Raw genomic sequence first — 20713 nt, 5'->3', positions numbered from 1 at the left:
AGGGTCGATGCCCACTCATTACCTGGATTCCGAACAGACCGAGTCGTCACTTCGAACCGATCAGACGCGAATCACCATCACCGGCCTGCGCCGGCGGTGGGCCAGGAAACCTGCTCACATCACCGATGCTCTCGACTTCTGGTCGTTTGCCGGCGCCGCCGCCAACGTCGTCCTGCAACTCGGCTGGCCGGAAGTGGCGTACGGCGTCATGGAAAGCAAGGTCGAGTCAGGTGCTCTGACGGCACATCCGTGGAAACGCGCGCGGACCACCACGCAATATCTGACTGTCGCGATTCTGGGTAACGAGGAAGAGCGTCTGGCGTACCGCGAAGCAGTCAACTCGGTGCACCGGCACGTACGGTCAGATGCAAACAGCCCGGTCAAGTACAACGCCTTCAACCGTGAACTCCAATTATGGGTCGCGGCTTGCCTGTTCATCGGATTCGAAGACAGTCACCAGTTGCTGCACGGTGTGATGTCCGAAGAACAGGCGGAGTCGTTCTACCAATCCGCCTCTACTCTGGGAACCACTCTGCAGGTTACCGAAGAGATGTGGCCGGCCACGCGCGCGGATTTCGAACGGTACTGGAACCTCGGCTGTGAACGTGTGATCATCGACGAACGCACCAGCCGGTATCTGAACGATCTGATCGACTTACGCATGATTGCCTGGCCACTGCGCCTGGTGTTTCGAAACCTGCTGCGATTTCTGACAATCGGGTTTCTTCCCCCGATCTACCGTGACCAACTCGGACTCGAGTGGACCGAGGACGACCGTCGACGCTTCGAACATCTCTTCATCTTCGTGTCCTTCGTCAACAGATTCATACCTCGATCGATCCGGCAGGCAGGCAACACCATTCAGATGCGCGACCTCCGTCGCCGGATCAAGCGAAGCAAGAACCTCGTCTGAACTGTGGACTGTCCCGTCAGACCAACGGAATCCCCTTGGCTATCCGGCGACGCACATCCCACAGGTAGAAGTTGTACGGGAACATGCGAATGACCTTCGGGGTAACTCGATTGACTGCCGCCGCGACGCGCATCGATCGGTCGAATCCGCGCTGCCTCCGTTCGGACCACGGGAGGCGCATTTCGTCCCGGAAGGATTGCGGCAGGAATCCCGTCGCGAGAAAGCGATTGAGCGGTCCGACCAAGGGATGCAACAACTTCGGGGTGAAAGTAGCCGACGCGATCCCGTACAGGTGCTCACGGATCGTGTCGTCGATGCTGACCTTGTTCAGGTTCTCGTTCCAGTAGACCTCGAATGCGTCTCGATCCACCGGCCACATGTCGCGGCGCATCTGGAGGGTGGTGCCGAAACTTGAACTACGCTGATAGAAGGCGTCCTGGGTTGCGGGGTCGAGGTCTCCGTACAGTGCCTTGTAGACGTCCTCGAAGCCGCGGTACAGGCAGGCAGCAACCCACAACTGGAGTTCGGGATCGAACGCGTTGTACTCGACGGCACTGTTCTCGTCCGAACGGACATACTTGTGTGCTCCGTTGACTGCGCGCCGGTACTGCTTCTTCTCGTCCTCGGTGGCGAGGCTTGCCACCGCCAGGTAGGTCAGCGTTGTGCGAGTGCGCTTGACCGGATGACGGTCCAACCTGCCGGTCTCGACCTTGCTCTCGTACACGCCGTAACCCACCGCGGGGCGCGCAAGTTGCATGATTACGTTTGCGCCGGCGGCCAACAGTCCCAACCCGGACATCGCCTTCTCGACCTCAGCATCGATGTCGATCGAATCTCTACTCACCGTCACGGCATTAACCCCTTCGAGTCGGATATCTGCGAACGCGTGTTCTCAGATGAGTGAAGCGCTGAAACCTCACGATGTCAATAGCTTCGAGATGCCAAGATGGTCTACATGAATGACCAACCGCGTTTGTACGGTGGCGTCGACGGCGCCCTCCGCGTCGCTGCGCGCCGCGAGACGCTGATCGAAGCCGGGCTCGAACTGATGGGATCAGCCGAACCCGAACTGACAGTGCGTGGGGTGTGCAAACAGGCTGGTGTAGCTGCCCGGTACTTCTACGAGAGCTTCACCGACCGCGACGCTCTGATCTCCGCGGTGTACGACACGGTCATCACGGATATCGCCGTCTCCACCCAGGCAGCAGTGGACGCGGCCGACGCCGAACGAGACAAGGCAGTGGCGGCCATAGCCAACATCGTCCGCACCGTTGCCCGCGACCCAAGGCGCGGGCGACTACTCTTCTCGAGCGCGCTCACAAGCCCGCTCCTCGTCGAGAAACGCCGGGCGTCGACCACGATATTCATCGGTCTCCTCGCCGCCAACGCCAAGAGCTTCTACCGACTCGGCGACAGCGGCCAGCTGACGCTGACGGCAACCTTCCTGGTCGGCGGCCTCGCTCAAACGCTGAGCGCATGGCTCGACGGATACATCGACGTCACGGAAGACGAACTGGTTGCCGAATGTGCGGCGATCCTGCTCGCTCCGGCAATGCCGCCGTCCTGAGGGCCCTACTCGAAGCTCAGTCCCAGAGGCCGATGTTGTCGAGGTGGGCGAGCAGACGAGCGGCACCGTCGGAGAACTGAACTCGCATCTGCGCGTCCACTTGCTCGAGGTCTCGTTTCTCGAACGCCTCGATCAACTTGTCGTGGCTCGACACCGCAAGCTCACCCCAGCCCGCGTCGGTCGCGTACAGCCGCGCCGGGGTGTAGCGGATTGCACCGAACAGGAACCACGCCAATTTTGCCCCGCCCGCAGCAAGATTGATCAGGCGGTGAAATTGGAATTCGCACTGCTCGATCGCAGCCGCATCCGACGCGTCGACCGCTGCCCGTAGATCGGCATTGAGCTCGACCAACTCTGCAAGCTGGTCAGCGGTGATCTTGTCAGCGGCCCGCAACGCCAATTTGACCGCAATCTGCCCCTGCAACCAGAAGATGTCTTCGATGTCCTGGCGACTGAGCGGCGATACCAGATAGCCACGGTGGGGAACCAACTCGACCATCCCCTCGCCGCGCAACGCGACCAGAGCCTCCCGAACTGGCGTGACGCTGACCCCGAGGTCGGCTGCGGTTTCGTCGAGGCGAACGAACTCGCCCGGACGAACCTCCCCGGACATGATGAGGTTGCGAACATGGTTCGCCACATCCTCGGACAGCTGTGGCCGTCTCCTCAGCTCAGACGTCACCCTCCGAGTGCGTGCAGACGTTGCCACAACCGATCCTCACAGTCCGTACGTTTTGCCGATGATGTCTCGCTGAATCTCGTTGGTACCACCATAAATGGAAGACACCAGAGTCTTTCGCACATGATGCTCCATGTCGAATTCCGTGGCGTAACCGTACCCGCCCATCATCTGCATGCCCTCGAGCGCAACCTTCTTGGCGGTTTCGGTGAGCTTCAGTTTTGCCATCGACGCCTCGCGCGGGAACATCTTCGTCGGATTGGCGTCGACCATCCTGGCGACGCTGTAGACCAGCAGTCGGCCGCATTCGATCTCCGTAGCCAGATCCGCGACGCGGTGCCGAAGCGCCTGGAACGAACCGACAGGACGCCCGAATTGCTTACGGGTGGTGATGAATTCGAGGGTGTCATCGAAAGCCCGCTGCGCCGTTCCGAGCATCATCGCCGCCAGGATGAGCCGTTCGATATTGAGCCCCGCCATGAGTTGACGCCAGCCGTTGCCGACCTCGCCGACCACAGCGTCGTCAGGCAGCAGGACGTCGGTGAAGTAGAGGTCGTTGACCTCCTTGCCGCCCATCGTGTCGATTCCGCTGATCTTCAGGCCGGAAATATCTGCCGGAACGTGGAACATCGTCAGGCCCTCGTGCTTGCCCTCACCTCTCGACGTACGCGCGACGAGCAGGATGTTCTCGGCGAAGTGCGCATTGGAGCACCACGTCTTCTGTCCGTTGATCAGCCATCCACCGTCGACCTTCTCGGCACGGCAACTCAAGTTACCGACGTCCGAGCCCGCCTCGGGTTCCGACATCGAGATCGACTGCGACGCCCCTCGGACGATGCCGCCGAGTACCGCTTCCTTCTGCGCCGGACTGCCGAACTTCTCGTATGCCGCCCCCGTGATGACCGTCGGGCCGAGTCCGCCGATCGGCGCCATCCCCTTGGCCGCTTCCTCGAGGAAGATGCACAGGTCAACCGTGCTGCCGGCCGATCCGCCGTACTCCTCCGGCACGGTCAGTCCAAGCCATCCCAGTTCCGCCATTTTCTCGTAGTACGCCTGATTGTGGTTGTGCGCTCCGTGATCGGTCAGCAGGTCTCGCTGCTCGCGCGTACCGCTTTCCTTCTTGCAGAACGCGGCCACCGACTTGGCAAAATCAGACTGCTCCTGCGTGAAATCCATGTGCATCGAAAACTCCCGGGTGAGAAATGGCTGGAGGCTTGCCGGAGCTCCGTCCGACGCATACTGTGACTACCAGCACAGTAAATCACATCACATATATGTGATGCGTCGACTCCTGGAGGATCTGAGAAATATGACCGAACAGCTCGGCCGACACAGCACGTCCACAGATCCGACGTCAGGCGATCCCACCTTCGCGAGCCTCGACCCTCGCGATGACACCGTGATCGCGCAGTACCCCGTCGCCGATCAGCAGGCGGTCGACAAGGCCGTGGCCGCAGCACACACCGCAGCGGCGTGGTGGGATCAACTCGGTTTTGCAGGGCGAAAGAAAGTCCTAGGTGACTTCCGGGCTGCCATTGCCTCCCACGCGGATTCGATGGCGTCGATCATCTCCACGGAAACCGGAAAGCCGAGCGACGACGCGCTACTCGAAGTGATGTTGGCAGTCGAACATCTCGACTGGGCCGCCCGCAACGCACAGAAGGTGTTGCGCCGCAGACGCGTCGGTGCAGGCTTGATCAGCGCCAACCAATCTGCCTCCGTCGGCTATCGGCCGATGGGCGTCGTCGGTGTAATCGGTCCGTGGAACTATCCGCTGTACACACCGATGGGGTCGATCGGGTACGCACTGGCCGCCGGCAACGCCGTCGTCTTCAAGCCAAGCGAACTCTCACCAGGCGTCGGTGTCGAACTGGCCCGCCTGTGGAACCTCGCAGCACCCGGACATCCTGTCCTCCAAACGATTACCGGCGACGGCAAGACCGGCGCACTGCTGTGTTCGTCCGGGGTGAACAAGATTGCGTTCACCGGCTCGACGGCCACCGCAAAACGCGTCATGGCTGCCTGCGCCGATACCCTGACTCCCCTGGTTGCCGAGTGCGGCGGCAAGGACGCCATGCTGGTGGATTCCGACGCCAACCTTGATGCCGCCGTAGCCTTCGCGGCATTCGGTGCGGTCGGCAACGCCGGACAAACCTGCGCCGGTGTCGAGCGCATCTACGTCGCCGCCCCGGTCTACGACGCCTTCCTGTCGAAACTCACTGCGGCGCTGCGCGATGCCCACGCCGGTTCGACCTACGGCCCCATGACGCTGGGCAAGCAGACGGCGATCGTGCGAGGTCAGATCGAAGACGCGCTCGGCCGAGGAGCCAAAGCTGTTCTCGGCGGCCTCGAGTCCTTCCGCGGCCCGTTCATCGACCCGATCGTCCTGACCGACGTACCGGAAGATTCCACCGCGGTCACCGAGGAAACGTTCGGACCGAGCGTCGTGGTGAACAAGGTTGCCGACATGAACGAAGGCATCGAGCGCGCCAACGCGTCGAAGTACGGATTGGGCGCGTCGGTGTTCACGAAGAGCACATCGAAGGGGCGGGCAATTGCCGAGAAACTCGAATGTGGTGTGGTCACCGTCAATTCGGTTCTCGGATTTGCCGGAATCGCCGCCCTCCCGTTCGGCGGTGTCGGTGATTCCGGATTCGGCCGCATCCACGGGGCAGACGGACTGCGCGAGTTCAGCAGCGTCAAATCGATGGCAGTTCAGAAGTTCAGCGCACCACTGGATCTACTGACCATCGAGCGGAAGGCGCGCGACATGAAGATCTCGCGCTGGATGTTGGCAAAGCGGCACGCCAAGTCCTGACCAGGTTACTGCGCCAGCGAGCGACCCGCTCAGTGCGCCAGCGCAAGCGCCAAGCCTGCTTCGTCTGTGACCGGGCGGTCACAGACGAAGCCTCGGCAGACGTAGGCCGCTTGAGCGCCGTCGACCAGAGGCCGATCTGCCAGCAGCGGTGAGGAATCCGGCTCACCTGCGACGATCACGGCGCCGCCGGGGGCGAGGCGACGGGCCGCGTCCAGCAGATCACCGTCACCCACAACAGCTACCTGGATCGGCCCGCGCAGCGATGCTTCCGCCACCGCGAGCCAATGCCCGGCCGAGCGCGGAGCACGCTCGAGCGGCAACGTTGCGCGTGCAAGTGAGTCGGATACGGCTTGGGCATAGAGGGAGGCACGCTCGGGTTCGGTGAGCGCAGCCGCCGTCAACAGCGCCTCCGTGACAGTTGACGCTCCCGACGGTGTTGCGCCGTCCATCGGATCGCGGGGTCGGGTCACCAAGCTTTCGGCAAAATCTGCTGTGTCGAACCAACTTCCGGGCTCGGCTGGGTCGGCAAAATGATCGAGAGTGAGGTCGAGCAACTGCCGGGCGGTGTCGAGCCACTCCGATTCCCCGGTTGCCTGGTACAGCGCGAGGAGTCCGGTGGCCAGGGCCGCGTAGTCCTCGAGGACCCCGGCGGGCTCACCGACAACGCCACCGAGAGATGCGCGGCGCAATCTGCCGTCAACGAGATGCAGGCCGAGAAGGGTGTGCGCGCACACCCGTGCAGCGTCAATCCATTCGGGTCGATTCAGTGCAAGCCCGGCTTCCGTCAAGGCGGTGATGCTGAGCCCGTTCCATGCGGTCACGACTTTGTCGTCTCGGCCCGGCTGCGGACGGTCTTTTCGCACTGCGCGCAGTGCGTCGGAAACCTTCTGCCAGCGCGACCAATCGTCGGGATCGCTGAGCAACTGCAACACCGATGCACCATCTTCGAAGGTTCCGTCGTCGGTGACGCGGAACAACTCTGCCGCCCACCGTCCGTCGTCCTCGCCGAGCGCATCGATCAGCTGGCTGGGCGTCCACACATAGGTCGATCCTTCGACGCCGTTGGTGTCCGCGTCCAGAGCCGAAGCGAAGCAGCCGTTTTCGGTTCGCAGATCGCCGAGAATAAATCCTGCGGTTTCCTCAGTGATGCGGGCTGCCAACTCGGAACCCGTCCGACGTGCCCAGTGCGCGTAGAACCGGAGCAGCAACGCATTGTCGTAGAGCATCTTCTCGAAATGCGGAACCACCCACTCCGCGTCGACGGAGTAACGGGAGAAACCGCCGCCCAACTGGTCGTAGATGCCACCGCGCGCCATGGCTTCACCAGTGCGCTGCAGTCCACCGAGAATATTGTTCGAACCGGTCCGCTCGAACTGCCGCAGCAGTCCTTCGAGCAACGCGGACGGCGGAAACTTCGGGGCGCCGCCGAAACCGCCGCGGGGCAGGTCCTCATCCGCCAATACTGCTTGGCCCGCTGCGTCGAGGAGCGCGGCATCGATCGGCGCACCGCTGTACGGGATTCCACCCGACGCGCGCGCCAACTCCGTCACGATCGACGACGCAGCATCGTCGACCTCGCCGCGACGGTTGGCAAATGTCTCGGCAATCGCTTCGAGAAGCTGTATGAACGAAGGCATTCCACCACGCGGCGCCGGCGGGTAGTACGTGCCGCAGTAGAACGGCGAACCGTCAGGAGTCAGGAAACACGTCATCGGCCAGCCACCCTGACCGGTCATCGCGACCGTGGCATTCATGTAGACGGCGTCGATGTCAGGCCGCTCTTCGCGGTCCACCTTCACACAGACGAAGTTGTCGTTCATGACCGCCGCAATGTCGCCGTTCTCGAACGATTCGTGGGCCATCACGTGGCACCAGTGGCACGCCGAGTATCCGATCGACAACAGAATCGGCACGTTACGTTCGTGTGCCCACTCCATGGCCTCCGGCCCCCACTGCTGCCAGTGGACCGGATTGTCGGCGTGCTGACGAAGGTAGGGACTGGTGGACCCACCCAGATTGTTCTTCATCCGTGGGTCCATGTGCCCTACCTCGCTCGCGTCAGGAATCGTGCTTGGGAGTCTTCTCGGCTGATGCGTCGCCGGCATCCGTTTCCGGCGTGGCGATCGCACCACGATCCGTTCCTTCATCCAACTGCTGATCGGCTTCCGGGTGTTCGGGTTCGAAAGTTTCCGGCAACTTCTTGAGCTGACGGTTCATCGACACGACCAACAGGATCACACCGATGAACAATGCCAAGACGACAACCAGTCCGACCGGCGACGACTTGCCGAACTCAGGGCCCGAGGGGTTACTCGGGCTCTGTGCAAGCAATTGTGTTGTGCCGATTACCAACTCGGCGGATAGTGCATTCACTTTCAGACGTCCTCTTCAAGACCTGCGAACAGGTCGGTTTCCGGGATGGACGTAGAAACCCGCGTCTTCGCGAGTTCGAATTCTTCTGTGGGCCAGATCTTCTGCTGAATATCGAGCGGCACCGCAAAGAACGAACCATTGGGGTCGATCTGCGTCGCATGCGCACGCAAAGCGTCGTCGCGCTGGGGGAAGTAATCGCCGCAGGCGATCTGGGTGGTGACCCGGACCATCATGTCACCGCGCTCGGTCTTCCACTTCTTGAGCCAATCCGCCATGGGGAACGGCTCGCCGCGGCGCTCGTACTCCTCCTGGAAGAGTTCGAGACGCTTACGGATGAAGCCGTGCGAGTAATAGACCTTCTTGATCTCCCACGGTTCGCCGTCCTCGGGATGATACTCCGGGTCGGCAGCCGCTTCGTACGCAGCCATCGACACCTCGTGGCACCGAATGTGGTCGGGGTGCGGGTATCCACCGTTCTCGTCGTACGTCGTGATGACGTGCGGACGGAATTCGCGGAACACCTTGACGAGTGCGCGCGTCGATTCCTCGAGCGGCACCAGCGCAAAGCAGCCCTCCGGAAGCGGCGGCAACGGATCACCCTCGGGCAGGCCCGAGTCGACGAAGCCCAGCCAGCGGTGCTTGACGCCCAGAATCCGCGCAGCTTCCGCCATTTCTTCCTGGCGCACCTCGCTGATGCGGTCGCGGACGCCGGGGACATCCATGGCCGGGTTGAGAATGTCGCCACGTTCACCCCCGGTGAGCGTCAGGACCATCACTTCATGGCCTTCGGCTGCATAACGGGCGGTGGTGGCCGCACCCTTGCTCGACTCGTCGTCGGGATGGGCATGGACGGCCATGAGCCGGAATCCGCTCACGTGTTCGTTCACCTCAACTTCACCTGTAGCCGTTACCGGCGTCTGCTCCGAACTCTTGCCGTCAAACCTACCGGCAGCGCCAGTGGGCGCGTCCTCTATAGTTCCACCCGAGAGTTCCTGATGCAGCCATGACCCCAGTCCGCGGTTGCGTAGAACACGAACTCGAGTCTTCGAGAGCAGAGTGATGAGTAATACGCTTCCCCAAGATCGGTACCCGAGCGCGACTCGCACGGGCGGTTCCAAGAAGTGGATCGTGTGGGCTCTGACCGCCCTCGTCATCGTTGTGGGCACCGGTATCGCCTACGTCGGATACACCAAATTCTCGGTGAAAGAGATCACGACCGAGACGATCTCGTACGACATCGCCGACGACTCGACCATGAAGATCCGGTTCACCGTCACGCGTGACGATCCGAGCCAGGAAGCTGTGTGCATCGTTCGCGCCCGCTCCAAGGGCGGATCCGAAACCGGTCGACGCGAGGTTTACGTTCCGGCTACGACGTACCAGACCTTGGAGTTCAACACCGAGATCAAAACGTCCCTCCCACCAGGCATGGCCGACGTCTTCGGATGCAGCCTCGACGTCCCGGAGTATCTGACCAAAAACTGACTGCGCCTACTACCCGCCCTGCCCGACGTTTGAGTTCCGACAGGGCGGGTAGTCCTGCGTGATAGAATTGCTTGGTACACGGTTCCGGGTGGAACCGTGTATTGCTGCATTGACGGCCAGGTTGGCGTCGAGCGCAGCGCTGACGGCAAGATCACGCCTAGCCCAGGCGCGTTCGAGCCGTTGTTTATTGCTGTTGCAGTGAGTTCAGTGCTGTTGCGGTGAGTTCATTGCTGTCGCAGTGATCTGTCGAGGGAGCCCCCGGCTCCGACTACTAGGGAGTGATCGAGATGACCGAGACCCAGGTGACCTGGCTTACGCAGGAATCACATGACAGGCTCAAGAAGGAACTCGACCAGCTCATCGCGTACCGCCCCATCATCGCCGCCGAGATCAACGAGCGTCGCGAAGAGGGCGATCTGAAGGAGAACGGCGGCTACCACGCTGCACGCGAAGATCAGGGGCAGCAGGAAGCTCGTATCCGCCAGCTTCAGGATCTGCTCAACAGCGCAAAGGTCGGCGAAGCACCCACTCAGTCCGGTGTTGCACTCCCGGGTTCGGTAGTGAAGGTGTACTACGACGGCGACGAGAGCGACACCGAGACCTTCCTGATCGCAACCCGCGAAGAGGGCGCGCGTGACGCCAAGCTCGAGGTGTACTCCCCCAACTCTCCGCTGGGTAGCGCACTTCTCGAGGCCAAGGAAGGCGAGACTCGCGAGTACAACCTGCCTAACGGCGGCACCATGAAGGTCACCCTCGTTAGCGCGGAGCCGTACCACAGCTGATCGGTTACACACGAAACAAACGTCGCCCGGACATACTCGTCCGGGCGACGTTTTTTCTTGCCTAGATCACTCGTCGCGCCTTCATACCGGCGAAGATCGGACCGACTTTCACTACGTCACCGAAGGTCGGCGCGTGCAGCATCTGCCCGTTTCCGACGTAGATCGCGACGTGTCCGGGGCCGCCTGCCTGCCAGTTTCCGAACAGCAGATCACCTGGTTGCGCTTGATCGAGGGGAATCTCGACGCCAACACCCCATTGGGTTTCCGACGTGCGTGGCAAAGTGATCCCGGTTGCGGCGTGGATGGCGTACGACGTCAGTCCCGAGCAGTCGAACCCGCCCATCGACGGACCGTTGATGTTTCCTCCGCCCCACACGTACGGCAGTCCGAGGAATTTCAGTCCGGCTTGGACTACACCGCCTACCGCGGCCGCAAGATTGTTGTAATTGAACGGCGCAAGCATCAGGGCAAAGGAATCCTGCAAGGACGTGACCTGCGCGACGAAGGGTGCCGCAGTCTGATCCTGCGGAACGCCGTGCGCTGCCCGCACTGCCTCGGGCCCGACGTCGTAGGCTGCCAGCGCCAGTTCGACGGTATCGCCCTGGACCTCCCCTGATTGCTGCCACGACTGGGCCTGCTTCACCAGTTCACACAGTCGGTAGCCGGACGTCATCACGGGGTCTGCGACACCGAAGATGTCCATCTTGCCGTCGCCGTCGCCGTCCTTGCCGTACGCCGTCCACGCTGCTGTGGTGAATCGGCCAGGTCCGCGCCCACCCTCGTCCGACACTTCTGCGCCGGGGCCGTATTGAAAGCCGCTACGAGTCGAATACAGCGACGCCACCACAGCCGGCGTGATCTCCGAGCAGATTGCGCCCGCTTTCTTGACCCACGGCGCGAATACCGCGACCGCGCCAACCGGTGCCAGAGCAGCACCGGGGAAATTGGACGGCACCGAGGGCACAAGCCCTTCCGGATTCTCTTGTGCTCGCACCGGCCCGCCCCAGGCCGCGAGTGAGATTTCCGCGGCGGGAGCTGCATTCGCCTCTGCGGGCGTCCCCAGTGTTGCTCCTATCACCCCCAGTGCAGTACCGATCGACACAGTGATCGCCAGGACACTCACTGCCATCAAAAACCTCCGGTAACTGATCGATCCACGAGCCGGCCGAACCTGTCGGTGGCACCGCCTAGGGTTTCGAACATGCATTCGATATCTCCGGTGGCACACCAACCTGTAACCAATGTCTCATTTATCACGTCAGACGTTACCCAAATGACCACATACCCCAAGGCTTTTCTCAGGTTCGGCGGGCAGGCTGTGGACATGAGCGACGATCGGACACGGCCCACTCGGGCTCGCACCTCGGCATACCGACCCGTTCACCTCGCGCTTGCTGCGACGGCTGTTGCGGGCGCCATCGCAAGTGGTGGCTTATCCCTCGTTTCCAACCCCACCGACAGTTCCACCACGACGGCCATCTCCACCGACACCACCTCGAAGCATGCGGCCGCATCACGGCTGGTCGTAGCCAGCGGGTTCGGAGTTCCGGACGCCGTCTCGAACGGTTCGTGAACGCACCACGCGCCGCAACCGAATGGCTCACCTGGGGCGTCCAGGCACGCGTAGTCGTCACCGATCCCGGTGCCCTCGCCTCCGCAGCCAGTCTCGTGCGGGGTTATCTGAGCGCTGCCGACGCGGCCACCAATCGCGATCGCGCAGACTCCGAGATCCGCACATTCGGATCCGGCCCGGCTCTCGAGGTCGACGGCGCCCCCATAACGCCGATGTTTGCGCATTTCCTCACGGACGCACTCGCGATCGCGCGCCTCACCGACGGCAAACTCACCCCAACGGGGGGCTCGCGAGATCCACACTCCTGGTGGAAGATCCGCGTCGAGAGCAACCGGGTGTTCAGCCCGGCCGACGTTGTCCTCGATCTATCCGCCACTGCGCGCGCCAGTTCGGCTGACCATTGCGCCGCAACCACAGCCCAACTTCTCGGCTGCGGGGTTCTCGTTGCCTTGGGCGGAGACATAGCCGTGGCCGGACCGTCGCCGGAAGGCGGCTGGCAGATTCAGGTTCAAGATCTCCCGGGTGACCCCACGTGTCAGGTTGCCGTTCCTTCGGGGTGCGGCATCGCGACGGCCAGCACCGTCAAGCCGCTTGCCCGGGAATCGACGGCAACATCGATGTGGCGCACGGTATCGGTGATAGCCGAATCCTGTGCGGAGGCAGCAGCACTGAGCCGGGTAGCCGTAGGAATGAGCGGCTCCGCCATCGATTGGCTGCACAAGCTGGATCGCCCGGCCCGCCTGGTCGACCAGGAGTTCCGGGTCACCACCCTGGCGGGGTGGCCGGACGACTGACACTGTGCGCCTTTGTCAACCGCCCGCGGTTGACAAAGGCGCACAGCACAGAGTTACGCCAGCGCCTGCTCGATATCGCCGACCAGGTCGGAGGCATCTTCGATACCAACCGACAGACGGACCAGGTCGTCGGGAACTTCGAGCGCCGAACCGGCCGTCGACGCGTGGGTCATAGCGCCCGGGAACTCGATGAGCGATTCGACGCCGCCGAGAGATTCTGCGAGCGTGAAGATTTCGGTACGTGAGCACAAGTCGAGAGCAGCAGCCTTGCCACCCTTGAGCCGCACGGAGATCATGCCGCCGAATCGCCGCATCTGCTTGGCCGCAACCTTGTGCGACGGATGCGAGGCGAGACCCGGGTAGATGACGCTCGCGACGGCGGGGTGCCCGTCGAGCAGTTCGACAACCTTTTCGGCGTTGTCGCTGTGACGCTCCATCCGCAATGCCAATGTCTTGATGCCGCGCAGCGTGAGGAAGGCGTCGAACGGACCGGGAACGCCGCCGGAACCGTTCTGCAGGAACGCGAAAGCGTGGTCGAGCTCTTCGTCGTCGCAGACCAGTGCGCCACCGACCACATCGGAGTGTCCACCGATGTACTTGGTAGTGGAATGCAGAGCGATGTCGGCGCCCAACTGCAGGGGCTGCTGCAAGTAGGGCGAGGCAAAGGTGTTGTCCACCACGATCTTTGCATTGCCCTCGTGCGCAACCTCGGCCAGGAGTTCGATGTCACCGATGTTGAGCAGTGGGTTCGTGGGTGTTTCCACCCACACCAGCTTGGTGTTGGGTCGCATCGCTGCGCGTACCGCGTCGACGTCCGAGACCGGAGCCGGGGTGTACTCGATGCCCCACTGCGTGAAGACCTTGTCGATGAGTCGGAAGGTTCCGCCGTAAGCGTCGTCTGGGATGACGAGGTGGTCACCCGGGCGCAGAACGGATCGGAGGAGGCAGTCAGTGGCAGCCATGCCCGAGCTGAAAGCCCGACCGTAGCTACCTGATTCGAGTGCCGCCAGGTTCGCTTCGAGCGGTCGACGAGTGGGATTGCCCGTGCGCGCGTACTCGAATCCACTGCGCATCCCACCCACACCGTCTTGCGCGAAGGTGGAACTCGCGTAGATCGGAACGTTGACGGCACCGGTCAGCGGATCGGGCTCGTAGCCCGCGTGTACCGCTTTCGTGGAGAAACCCTGCCAGCTGATGTTGTCGGCCTTGCTGCGTTGCTCGCTCATGCCCACCAGACTAGTAGCCACCTCGCCGATGCAGGGCGGCTGTGTCAGTTCTCGACCAACTCCACGACTCTGATTGCCGCATCCAACGCGGCGGTCTCGGCGAGGTCGGGGCTGTACATCACCATGGTCATGTGTTCGGGAGAGAGAACAGTGATCGTCAGACCACCTTTGGCAACCGCACCCAAACTTCTCAGTCGCGGGTCCTGCAGGTCGTATCCACTTTTTGCCATCGTCTCGCGCGTACTCTGCGAGTTGGTCATCGTAAAGGACGTGATGGCGATGGACCTGCCGCCGTCCATCCAGATGCACCCGTTCGGCATGTCGTTGGGGGCGCCGTACGGTTCGACGATGTCACGGACTGCCGGCATGAGGGTCGAGCATTTCACCGAGCCTGAGAAGGCCGGAGCGAGCGATGCCGTCGGCCTAACCGTCGTCGGCGCCGTTTCGGCGGTAGTCGACTTCCCAGACGGGGCGCTAGTCGACACCGCTACCTTTGCCCCCGATGCTGCTTGCGGAGTGCCGGCAACCGTCGAACTACAGGCCGTTGTCACCAGTACTGCCGCAAGAACACCGATATATCCGACGAGTTTGTCCCCCATGGGCGCTGACCCTACCTTCCGGGGGACAAACTCGGATGTCTCAGGATCCGGCGCTGAGGAATCCCAAAAGGTCGTGGCGGGTGATGACACCGACGGGCTTACCGTCGTCTACGACCATGAGGGCGTCAGTATCGCCGAGTGCCTTGGTCGCGGCCGAGACCGGCTCGCCCGATCCGATGAGCGGGAACGGCGCACTCATGTGCTTTTCGACCGAATCGGCAAGTTGCGCACGGCCTTCGAAGACTGCGCTGAGCAGATCACGTTCGGTGACACTGCCGGCCACCTCACCTGCCATGACGGGCGGTTCGGCACCAACCACCGGCATCTGTGACACACCGTATTCACGCAGGATCTCGATGGCGTCACGCAAGGTTTCCGACGGGTGCGTGTGCACGAGATCGGGCAGTTCGCCCGACTTTCCGCGCAGCACGTCGCCCACGGTGGGGACGTTTGCCTTGCCGTCGAGCGGAGTCCGCAGGAAACCGTACGACGCCATCCACTGATCGTTGAAGATCTTGGACAGGTAGCCGCGGCCACCGTCGGGAAGGAGTACGACAACAAGTGCGTCGGGGCCTTCGCGCTTGGCGACCTCGAGTGCCGCGACGACAGCCATGCCGCACGATCCACCGACCAGCAGGCCTTCTTCACGGGCCAGACGACGCGTCATCTCGAAGGAGTCCGCATCCGACACGGCGATGATCTCGTCCGGAATGGACGGATCGTAAGCCGTGGGCCAGAAATCTTCGCCGACACCTTCGACCAGGTACGGACGACCCGTGCCGCCGGAGTAGACGGAACCTTCGGGGTCGACGCCGACAACCTTGACCTTGCCGCCCGACACCTCCTTGAGGTAGCGGCCGGTGCCGGTGATGGTTCCACCGGTGCCGACGCCGGCGACGAAGTGCGTGATCTTGCCGTCGGTGTCTGCCCAGATCTCGGGGCCGGTGGTCTCGTAGTGGCTTGCCGGTCCGCCCGGGTTGGAGTACTGGTTGGGCTTCCAGGCACCCGGGATCTCACGGGTGAGCCGATCGGAGACGCTGTAGTAACTGTTGGGGTGCTCGGGTGCGACGGCTGTGGGGCAGACGACTACCTCGGCTCCGTAAGCACGCAGAACGTTTCGCTTGTCTTCGCTGACCTTGTCGGGGCAGACGAACACGCACTTGTATCCGCGTTTCTGAGCGACGAGCGCCAAACCGATTCCGGTGTTGCCTGACGTCGGTTCGACGATGGTGCCGCCCGGCTTCAATTCTCCGGAGGCCTCCGCCGCGTCGATCATCTTGACGGCGATACGGTCCTTGGAGCTACCGCCCGGGTTGAGGTATTCGACCTTGGCTGCCACAGTGCCGTAGTTCTCGCCCGTGACGGACGTGAGTTTGACGAGTGGGGTGTTGCCGATGAGGTCTACGACGTGTTCCGCGATGCGCATCGCTCCATGTTCCCAGATCCGGCGAATCGCTGCGCGTAGACGTCGGGCGAAGGTGCGGCGATCCGGCTAGATTGACCACTGTGAGTCGGACCGGAGTGAAAGCGTCGGTGGCCACAGTGGTGGCCGGGTCGAGCGCCGGCACGGCGACGTGGTTGGCGTACCAGTACCTGATGTCGCAGGCCGGTGCCGCACGCGGCTTGATCGGACGCAATGTCTCCAAACCACCCGAAGCGGACGGTGTGTATTCGCCGGGCATCGACGCACCGGAGCGGTGGTGGCGCGGCGTTCCGTTCGACCTCCATCTGATGATTTTCGGCGATTCGTCAGCCGCTGGTGTTGGCGCCGTGACGGCGGACGAGGTACCGGGGGTGCGGATCGCAAAACTCCTCTCGGAGGAGACCGGGAAGCGAATCCGCCTGAGTACCAAGGCTATCGGCGGCGCCACGTCGCGCGGTTTGAGTGGCCAGGTCGACGCCATGTTCATTGCCGGGGCGGCGCCGGACGCGGCGGTGATCCTGATCGGCGCAAACGACGTGACTGCCAAGAACGCTATTCGAGCATCGGCCAGGCGTCTCGGTGACGCAGTACGGCGCTTGCGTGAGAGCGGCGCCGTCGTCGTGGTCGGCACGTGTCCCGATCTGGGGGTGGTCACCGCGATCCCACAACCGCTGCGAACCGTCGTACGCGAGTGGGGACATCGTTTGGCGGCAGCGCAGGCGTCGGCGACAAGAGCTGCGGGTGGGCATCCTGTTCCGCTGGCCGATCTGCTCGCAAAAGAATTCCTCGCTTCGCCTGACACGATGTTCTCGGCTGATCGGTTCCACCCGTCGGCGGCCGGCTACGAGCTCGCGGCCCGCCAGATCGTGCCGGTGCTCGCTGCGGCGTTAGGCGAATGGACTGGCGGACCACTCCCCGATCTCCCCCAGATCTCGGACGCCGCACAGGCACAGACGATGGCTGCCCGCGTATCCACTGCTCTGCACCGCGTTGGGTGGATCGGCCACCCGAAACCCGCAGTACAGGAGCTTGGCGACGACTGAGTGAGACTCCGTGCCCCTGTTTTCGGGTCGGCAACGTAAATTGGCAGTCGAAGCTGCATTCATCTTGCCCTGCTCGTCGCGCAGTCGTCTGCGCCGACCACGCAGTACACAAAAGGAGTTTTCATGCCCGAGGCAGTAATCGTCTCAGCAGTACGGTCGCCCATCGGCCGCGCAATGAAGGGTTCACTCAAGGACATCCGCCCCGATGACCTCGCCACCCAGATGGTTGCAGCCGCGCTGGCGAAGATCCCCGAGCTCGACCCCACCGAGATCGACGACCTCATCATGGGTTGCGGTCAGCCTGCCGGACAGTCGGGCTTCAACATCGCCCGCGTCGTCGCAGTTCAGCTGGGCTACGACTTCCTCCCCGGCGTGACGGTCAACCGTTACTGCTCCTCGTCGCTGCAGACCACCCGTATGGCACTGCACGCCATCCGCGCAGGCGAGGGTGACGTCTTCATCTCCGCCGGCGTCGAGTCCGTCTCCAGCTTTGTCACGGGCAACGCAGACGGCCTGCCGAACACCAAGAACCCGCTCTTCGACGCAGCGCAGGCGCGTAGCGCCAAGCTCGCCGAAGGTGGAGTCGCCTGGACCGATCCTCGCGAAGAGGGCCTGCTCCCCGACGTCTACCTGGGCATGGGCCAGACGGCAGAGAACGTTGCCTCCGCTACCGGCATCAGCCGCGAAGATCAGGACCGCTTCGCTGTTCGCAGCCAGAACCGCGCAGAGGAAGCCATCAACCGTGGCTTCTTCGAGCGTGAGATCACCCCGGTCACCCTCGCCGACGGCACCGTCGTCTCCAAGGATGACGGCCCGCGCGCCGGCACCACCTACGAAGGCATCAGCGGCCTCAAGCCCGTCTTCCGTCCCGACGGCACCGTCACCGCAGGCAACGCCTGCCCGCTCAACGACGGCGCTGCCGCTCTGGTGATCATGTCCGACACCAAGGCCAAGGCGCTGGGCCTGACGCCCCTCGCCCGCATCGTCTCCACCGGCGTCTCGGGTCTGTCCCCCGAGATCATGGGCCTCGGCCCGATCCAGGCCGTCAAGAACGCTCTGAAGTTCGCGGGCAAGTCGATTTCCGACATCGACCTGTTCGAGATCAACGAGGCATTTGCGGTCCAGGTCATCGGATCTGCTCGTGAGCTCGGCATCGACGAGGACAAGCTCAACATCTCCGGCGGTGCACTCGCACTCGGCCACCCCTTCGGTATGACCGGTGCACGTATCACCAACACCCTGATCAACAACCTGCGCGAGCAGGACAAGACCTTCGGCGTCGAGACCATGTGTGTCGGCGGCGGACAGGGCATGGCAATGGTGATCGAGCGCCTCAGCTGATCTACTGAGCACGTCGAAAACGGCCGCCCGGCTTCTGCCGGGCGGCCGTTTTCAGGTAGTCGTGAATTTCTGAGCAAAACTTCCCAACTCGCGGATCAGCTCGCGCGCGGCATCGTCTTCGCGTTGGACCGCCGCTCGGGCTTCCTCTGACCATCCTTGGCGCAGTAGCTTTTTCGCGGCCAGGACTGCGGGCCCGACATTGCCGGCGATCTGCGACGCAGCCTCCATCGCTCGGGGATGTAGCTGATCAGCCGGAACTGCCGCGACCGCAATGCCGATCTCGGCTGCTTCTACTCCACTGAGCCACCTAGCCGTCAACAGAAGTTCGGACGCGCGTTGCGCGCCGATCACCTTGGGCAGCATCCAACTACTTGCCGCTTCGGGCACTGTTCCGAGTGATGTGAACGGAGCACGCAACCGAGCGTCGTCGGCAACGTAGACGACGTCGCAGAAGAGCAGCATCGTCAGACCGATGCCGACAGCGGCGCCGTGCACGGCAGCGACGAGCGGCTTCGGGAACTCCACCAGCGCCACGATCAAAGGAGCAAATGCGTGTCCGAAATCAGCGGTGTCCGCCCCAGGTGCGGAGAGCGCGCGCAGGTCCACTCCGCTCGAAAATGCCTTGCCCGCACCCTCGATCACCACCACCGCGACTCTTGAATCTGCGGCCGCGTCGTCGAGCGCTTTGGTCAGAGCCCGGAAGCCTGCGGCATCAAAAGCGTTGAGTCGCTCCGGTTTGTTGAACGTCACTGTCCGTACAGATCCGTTGTCCGAGACGAGTACAGGTGTCGACATGGATATACGCACGCCCTTCAGGTAGAGGAACCAAGCAACTGCTAGGTATCCCAAGCACCGTAACCCGGTCGCACCGACAAAAGAAGTTGTCAGGAGTCGTAGGACAGAGATTCCGAAAGGCCACGGTTCGCATCGATCTGGCCCGAAATGACGACGAGATTCTGCTCGACTCCGCTTATTGCGTCAGTGCCGGCGACGAATCGCAGCGGCAATGTCTCCGAGTCGGAAAGAGTAACGAGAGCTCGGGCGAGCTTCTTGGGGTCGCCTCCCTGCTGTCCGTTCATGATCTTCCACGCCTCGATCGTCTGAGCAGTACGTTCCGCGTAGTCCTCGATCTCGAGCTCCGGCCAGATCGTGGACGAGCCTTCGACCAACAGTTCCGTCCGGAAGAACCCGGGCTCCACAGCCATCGTGCTGATGCCGTACGGCTCGAGATCGAAGCGCAGAGACTCCATCCACCCTTCCAGAGCGAACTTCGATGCGGCGTAGGCGGCACAGAACTCCTGACCGATCAGACCGGCAGTGGACGTGATGGTGATGACCTGACCTCTGCGCTGGCGCCGCATGACGGGGAGGACAGCACGAGTCACGTTGAGCGGGCCGAAAAAATTGGTTTCCATCTGCGCCCGGAACTGTTCAGGACTGATGTTCTCGAAGTAACCGGCGTAGAAGTTTCCGGCGTTGTTGACCAACACGTCGATTCGACCGAATCGTTCGACTGCAGTCGCAGCTGCCGCCTGCGCCGCTTCGGTTGAGGTGATATCGAGAGCAACGGCGAGTAGCTCCTCATGTGCACCGATAGCCTTCTCGACCCGGTCCGCGTTTCGTCCCGTCGCGACGACCGAATGTCCGGCGGCGAGCGCGGCTTGGGCGATGTCGACACCCATTCCTCGACCAGCGCCGGTAATGAACCACACCTTCTTTTCAGACATGACACACAGTCAAACTCGGTTTGTCCGAAGGAGGGAGACCCTGTCTATACGGTTAATGCCAGTGCCTCCCTGGACTCGTCTACGGGGGACGGGAGCGGGAATGGAGGAGCACGACGTGAATGAAGAGACTCACAATCCGACGGTGCCGATCGGTTTCGACATCGCTTGGTCTGTGTTCATGCTGTTGTGGATCGTTCTCACGGTGACTGCGGTGGTGTCCATCGTGAGGTCCGATGCCGATCCGGTCGCAAAAATCGGATGGTCTGCCCTCTCCGTCATCCTGCCGATCGTCGGGCCTGCGGCGTGGTTCTTCGCGAGCAGGCGTCGACAGAACGCACTATGACAAAAGAAATGGCCCCCGCATCGCGGA

General features: G+C 62.6%; 22 protein-coding genes. 10 read left to right on the top strand and 12 right to left on the bottom strand.

Annotation, left to right across the window (positions count from 1 at the left end; genetic code table 11):
- Nucleotides 1–7 precede the first annotated feature (7 nt).
- Nucleotides 8–913 carry an oxygenase MpaB family protein gene (locus tag C7T36_RS28870; protein WP_045069357.1) on the top strand — a complete coding sequence of 302 codons (906 nt, stop codon included), beginning with the start codon at nt 8–10 and terminating at the stop codon, nt 911–913.
- Nucleotides 914–929: 16 nt separating this feature from the next.
- On the opposite strand, the gene C7T36_RS28865 is transcribed toward C7T36_RS28870, so the two are convergent.
- Nucleotides 930–1712: an oxygenase MpaB family protein gene (locus C7T36_RS28865; RefSeq protein ID WP_045069871.1), complete on the bottom strand. Its 783-nt coding sequence runs from the start codon at nt 1710–1712 to the stop codon at nt 930–932.
- Between the two features lie 147 nt (nt 1713–1859).
- On the opposite strand from C7T36_RS28865, the gene C7T36_RS28860 reads away from it, so the two are divergent.
- Nucleotides 1860–2480, top strand: coding sequence for a TetR/AcrR family transcriptional regulator (locus C7T36_RS28860; RefSeq protein ID WP_052683598.1), 621 nt, complete (start codon nt 1860–1862; stop codon nt 2478–2480).
- Nucleotides 2481–2496: 16 nt separating this feature from the next.
- Here C7T36_RS28860 and C7T36_RS28855 read toward each other — a convergent pair whose 3' ends face one another.
- Nucleotides 2497–3189 carry a GntR family transcriptional regulator gene (locus C7T36_RS28855; RefSeq protein ID WP_033234523.1) on the bottom strand — a complete coding sequence of 231 codons (693 nt, stop codon included), beginning with the start codon at nt 3187–3189 and terminating at the stop codon, nt 2497–2499.
- 9 nt (nt 3190–3198) lie between these two features.
- Complete coding sequence (locus C7T36_RS28850) at nt 3199–4341, bottom strand: acyl-CoA dehydrogenase family protein (protein WP_033234524.1); 1143 nt, start codon at nt 4339–4341, stop codon at nt 3199–3201.
- Between the two features lie 127 nt (nt 4342–4468).
- Between C7T36_RS28850 and C7T36_RS28845 the strand changes: the two genes are divergently transcribed.
- Nucleotides 4469–5977, top strand: coding sequence for an aldehyde dehydrogenase family protein (locus tag C7T36_RS28845; protein ID WP_033234525.1), 1509 nt, complete (start codon nt 4469–4471; stop codon nt 5975–5977).
- Between the two features lie 29 nt (nt 5978–6006).
- On the opposite strand, the gene C7T36_RS28840 is transcribed toward C7T36_RS28845, so the two are convergent.
- From C7T36_RS28840 to mca, 3 genes are read right to left on the bottom strand one after another with little or no spacing between them, the layout of a single operon-like run.
- On the bottom strand, nt 6007–8016 hold the full coding sequence (locus C7T36_RS28840) for a thioredoxin domain-containing protein (RefSeq protein ID WP_033234526.1): 2010 nt from the start codon (nt 8014–8016) through the stop codon (nt 6007–6009).
- Nucleotides 8017–8035: 19 nt separating this feature from the next.
- Nucleotides 8036–8350, bottom strand: a complete 315-nt coding sequence (locus C7T36_RS28835; protein WP_033234527.1) for a hypothetical protein — start codon at nt 8348–8350, stop codon at nt 8036–8038.
- Between the two features lie 2 nt (nt 8351–8352).
- Complete coding sequence (gene mca, locus C7T36_RS28830) at nt 8353–9225, bottom strand: mycothiol conjugate amidase Mca (protein WP_033234618.1); 873 nt, start codon at nt 9223–9225, stop codon at nt 8353–8355.
- A 184-nt stretch (nt 9226–9409) separates the two neighbouring features.
- On the opposite strand from mca, the gene C7T36_RS28825 reads away from it, so the two are divergent.
- Complete coding sequence (locus C7T36_RS28825; RefSeq protein WP_033234528.1) at nt 9410–9835, top strand: DUF4307 domain-containing protein; 426 nt, start codon at nt 9410–9412, stop codon at nt 9833–9835.
- Nucleotides 9836–10122: 287 nt separating this feature from the next.
- Complete coding sequence (gene greA / locus C7T36_RS28820; protein ID WP_033234619.1) at nt 10123–10617, top strand: transcription elongation factor GreA; 495 nt, start codon at nt 10123–10125, stop codon at nt 10615–10617.
- A 61-nt stretch (nt 10618–10678) separates the two neighbouring features.
- On the opposite strand, the gene C7T36_RS28815 is transcribed toward greA, so the two are convergent.
- Complete coding sequence (locus C7T36_RS28815) at nt 10679–11746, bottom strand: bifunctional lysozyme/C40 family peptidase (RefSeq protein WP_052683597.1); 1068 nt, start codon at nt 11744–11746, stop codon at nt 10679–10681.
- 144 nt (nt 11747–11890) lie between these two features.
- Between C7T36_RS28815 and C7T36_RS28810 the strand changes: the two genes are divergently transcribed.
- Nucleotides 11891–12190, top strand: coding sequence for a hypothetical protein (locus C7T36_RS28810; protein WP_239654783.1), 300 nt, complete (start codon nt 11891–11893; stop codon nt 12188–12190).
- Complete coding sequence (locus tag C7T36_RS28805) at nt 12187–12984, top strand: FAD:protein FMN transferase (protein WP_045069355.1); 798 nt, start codon at nt 12187–12189, stop codon at nt 12982–12984. The genes C7T36_RS28810 and C7T36_RS28805 overlap by 4 nt, the downstream gene beginning before the upstream one ends.
- Before the next feature lie 53 nt (nt 12985–13037).
- On the opposite strand, the gene C7T36_RS28800 is transcribed toward C7T36_RS28805, so the two are convergent.
- Genes C7T36_RS28800 through C7T36_RS28790 form a run of 3 tightly spaced genes read right to left on the bottom strand, consistent with a single transcriptional unit; the run spans nt 13038 to nt 16235 of the window.
- Entirely contained in the window at nt 13038–14210 is a 1173-nt protein-coding gene (locus C7T36_RS28800) for a cystathionine gamma-synthase (RefSeq protein ID WP_045069354.1), read from the bottom strand.
- Between the two features lie 44 nt (nt 14211–14254).
- Nucleotides 14255–14809 carry a hypothetical protein gene (locus tag C7T36_RS28795; protein ID WP_106939834.1) on the bottom strand — a complete coding sequence of 185 codons (555 nt, stop codon included), beginning with the start codon at nt 14807–14809 and terminating at the stop codon, nt 14255–14257.
- Between the two features lie 40 nt (nt 14810–14849).
- Entirely contained in the window at nt 14850–16235 is a 1386-nt protein-coding gene (locus tag C7T36_RS28790; RefSeq protein WP_033234532.1) for a cystathionine beta-synthase, read from the bottom strand.
- Between the two features lie 71 nt (nt 16236–16306).
- Here C7T36_RS28790 and C7T36_RS28785 point away from each other — a divergent pair, with 71 nt between their 5' ends.
- Together C7T36_RS28785 and C7T36_RS28780 are read left to right on the top strand one after the other, a co-directional pair.
- A complete protein-coding gene (locus C7T36_RS28785; protein WP_045069350.1) occupies nt 16307–17275 on the top strand; it encodes an SGNH/GDSL hydrolase family protein in 969 nt (322 codons plus the stop codon).
- A 123-nt stretch (nt 17276–17398) separates the two neighbouring features.
- The gene (locus C7T36_RS28780; RefSeq protein WP_033234533.1) at nt 17399–18616 is read left to right on the top strand and encodes an acetyl-CoA C-acetyltransferase; all 1218 of its coding nucleotides are present in this window, start codon (nt 17399–17401) and stop codon (nt 18614–18616) included.
- A gap of 51 nt (nt 18617–18667) precedes the next feature.
- Here C7T36_RS28780 and C7T36_RS28775 read toward each other — a convergent pair whose 3' ends face one another.
- Nucleotides 18668–19411, bottom strand: coding sequence for an enoyl-CoA hydratase/isomerase family protein (locus tag C7T36_RS28775; RefSeq protein WP_033234534.1), 744 nt, complete (start codon nt 19409–19411; stop codon nt 18668–18670).
- An 89-nt stretch (nt 19412–19500) separates the two neighbouring features.
- Complete coding sequence (locus C7T36_RS28770; RefSeq protein WP_033234535.1) at nt 19501–20343, bottom strand: SDR family oxidoreductase; 843 nt, start codon at nt 20341–20343, stop codon at nt 19501–19503.
- A 115-nt stretch (nt 20344–20458) separates the two neighbouring features.
- Here C7T36_RS28770 and C7T36_RS30350 point away from each other — a divergent pair, with 115 nt between their 5' ends.
- Nucleotides 20459–20686 (top strand): PLD nuclease N-terminal domain-containing protein, encoded by a 228-nt coding sequence (locus tag C7T36_RS30350; protein WP_204368998.1) that lies wholly within the window; start codon nt 20459–20461, stop codon nt 20684–20686.
- The last annotated feature ends 27 nt before the right edge of the window (nt 20687–20713 follow it).

It is taken from the genome of Rhodococcus sp. AD45-ID (assembly GCF_003023755.1).
In the GTDB taxonomy this organism is placed as follows: Bacteria; Actinomycetota; Actinomycetes; order Mycobacteriales; family Mycobacteriaceae; genus Rhodococcus_F; species Rhodococcus_F globerula.
Note: the sequence above shows the minus strand (reverse complement) of the source record. Positions and strands in the feature narration are given on the sequence as shown.

Coding starts and splice junctions, on each gene's coding strand:
- C7T36_RS28870 (WP_045069357.1), top strand. CDS start 8: ATGCCCACTCATTACCTGGATTCCGAACAGACCGAGTCGTCACTTCGA.
- C7T36_RS28865 (WP_045069871.1), bottom strand. CDS start 1,712: ATGTCCGGGTTGGGACTGTTGGCCGCCGGCGCAAACGTAATCATGCAA.
- C7T36_RS28860 (WP_052683598.1), top strand. CDS start 1,860: ATGGTCTACATGAATGACCAACCGCGTTTGTACGGTGGCGTCGACGGC.
- C7T36_RS28850 (WP_033234524.1), bottom strand. CDS start 4,341: ATGCACATGGATTTCACGCAGGAGCAGTCTGATTTTGCCAAGTCGGTG.
- C7T36_RS28845 (WP_033234525.1), top strand. CDS start 4,469: ATGACCGAACAGCTCGGCCGACACAGCACGTCCACAGATCCGACGTCA.
- C7T36_RS28840 (WP_033234526.1), bottom strand. CDS start 8,016: ATGGACCCACGGATGAAGAACAATCTGGGTGGGTCCACCAGTCCCTAC.
- C7T36_RS28825 (WP_033234528.1), top strand. CDS start 9,410: ATGAGTAATACGCTTCCCCAAGATCGGTACCCGAGCGCGACTCGCACG.
- greA (WP_033234619.1), top strand. CDS start 10,123: ATGACCGAGACCCAGGTGACCTGGCTTACGCAGGAATCACATGACAGG.
- C7T36_RS28815 (WP_052683597.1), bottom strand. CDS start 11,746: ATGGCAGTGAGTGTCCTGGCGATCACTGTGTCGATCGGTACTGCACTG.
- C7T36_RS28810 (WP_239654783.1), top strand. CDS start 11,891: ATGACCACATACCCCAAGGCTTTTCTCAGGTTCGGCGGGCAGGCTGTG.
- C7T36_RS28800 (WP_045069354.1), bottom strand. CDS start 14,210: ATGAGCGAGCAACGCAGCAAGGCCGACAACATCAGCTGGCAGGGTTTC.
- C7T36_RS28795 (WP_106939834.1), bottom strand. CDS start 14,809: ATGGGGGACAAACTCGTCGGATATATCGGTGTTCTTGCGGCAGTACTG.
- C7T36_RS28790 (WP_033234532.1), bottom strand. CDS start 16,235: ATGCGCATCGCGGAACACGTCGTAGACCTCATCGGCAACACCCCACTC.
- C7T36_RS28780 (WP_033234533.1), top strand. CDS start 17,399: ATGCCCGAGGCAGTAATCGTCTCAGCAGTACGGTCGCCCATCGGCCGC.
- C7T36_RS28775 (WP_033234534.1), bottom strand. CDS start 19,411: ATGTCGACACCTGTACTCGTCTCGGACAACGGATCTGTACGGACAGTG.
- C7T36_RS28770 (WP_033234535.1), bottom strand. CDS start 20,343: ATGTCTGAAAAGAAGGTGTGGTTCATTACCGGCGCTGGTCGAGGAATG.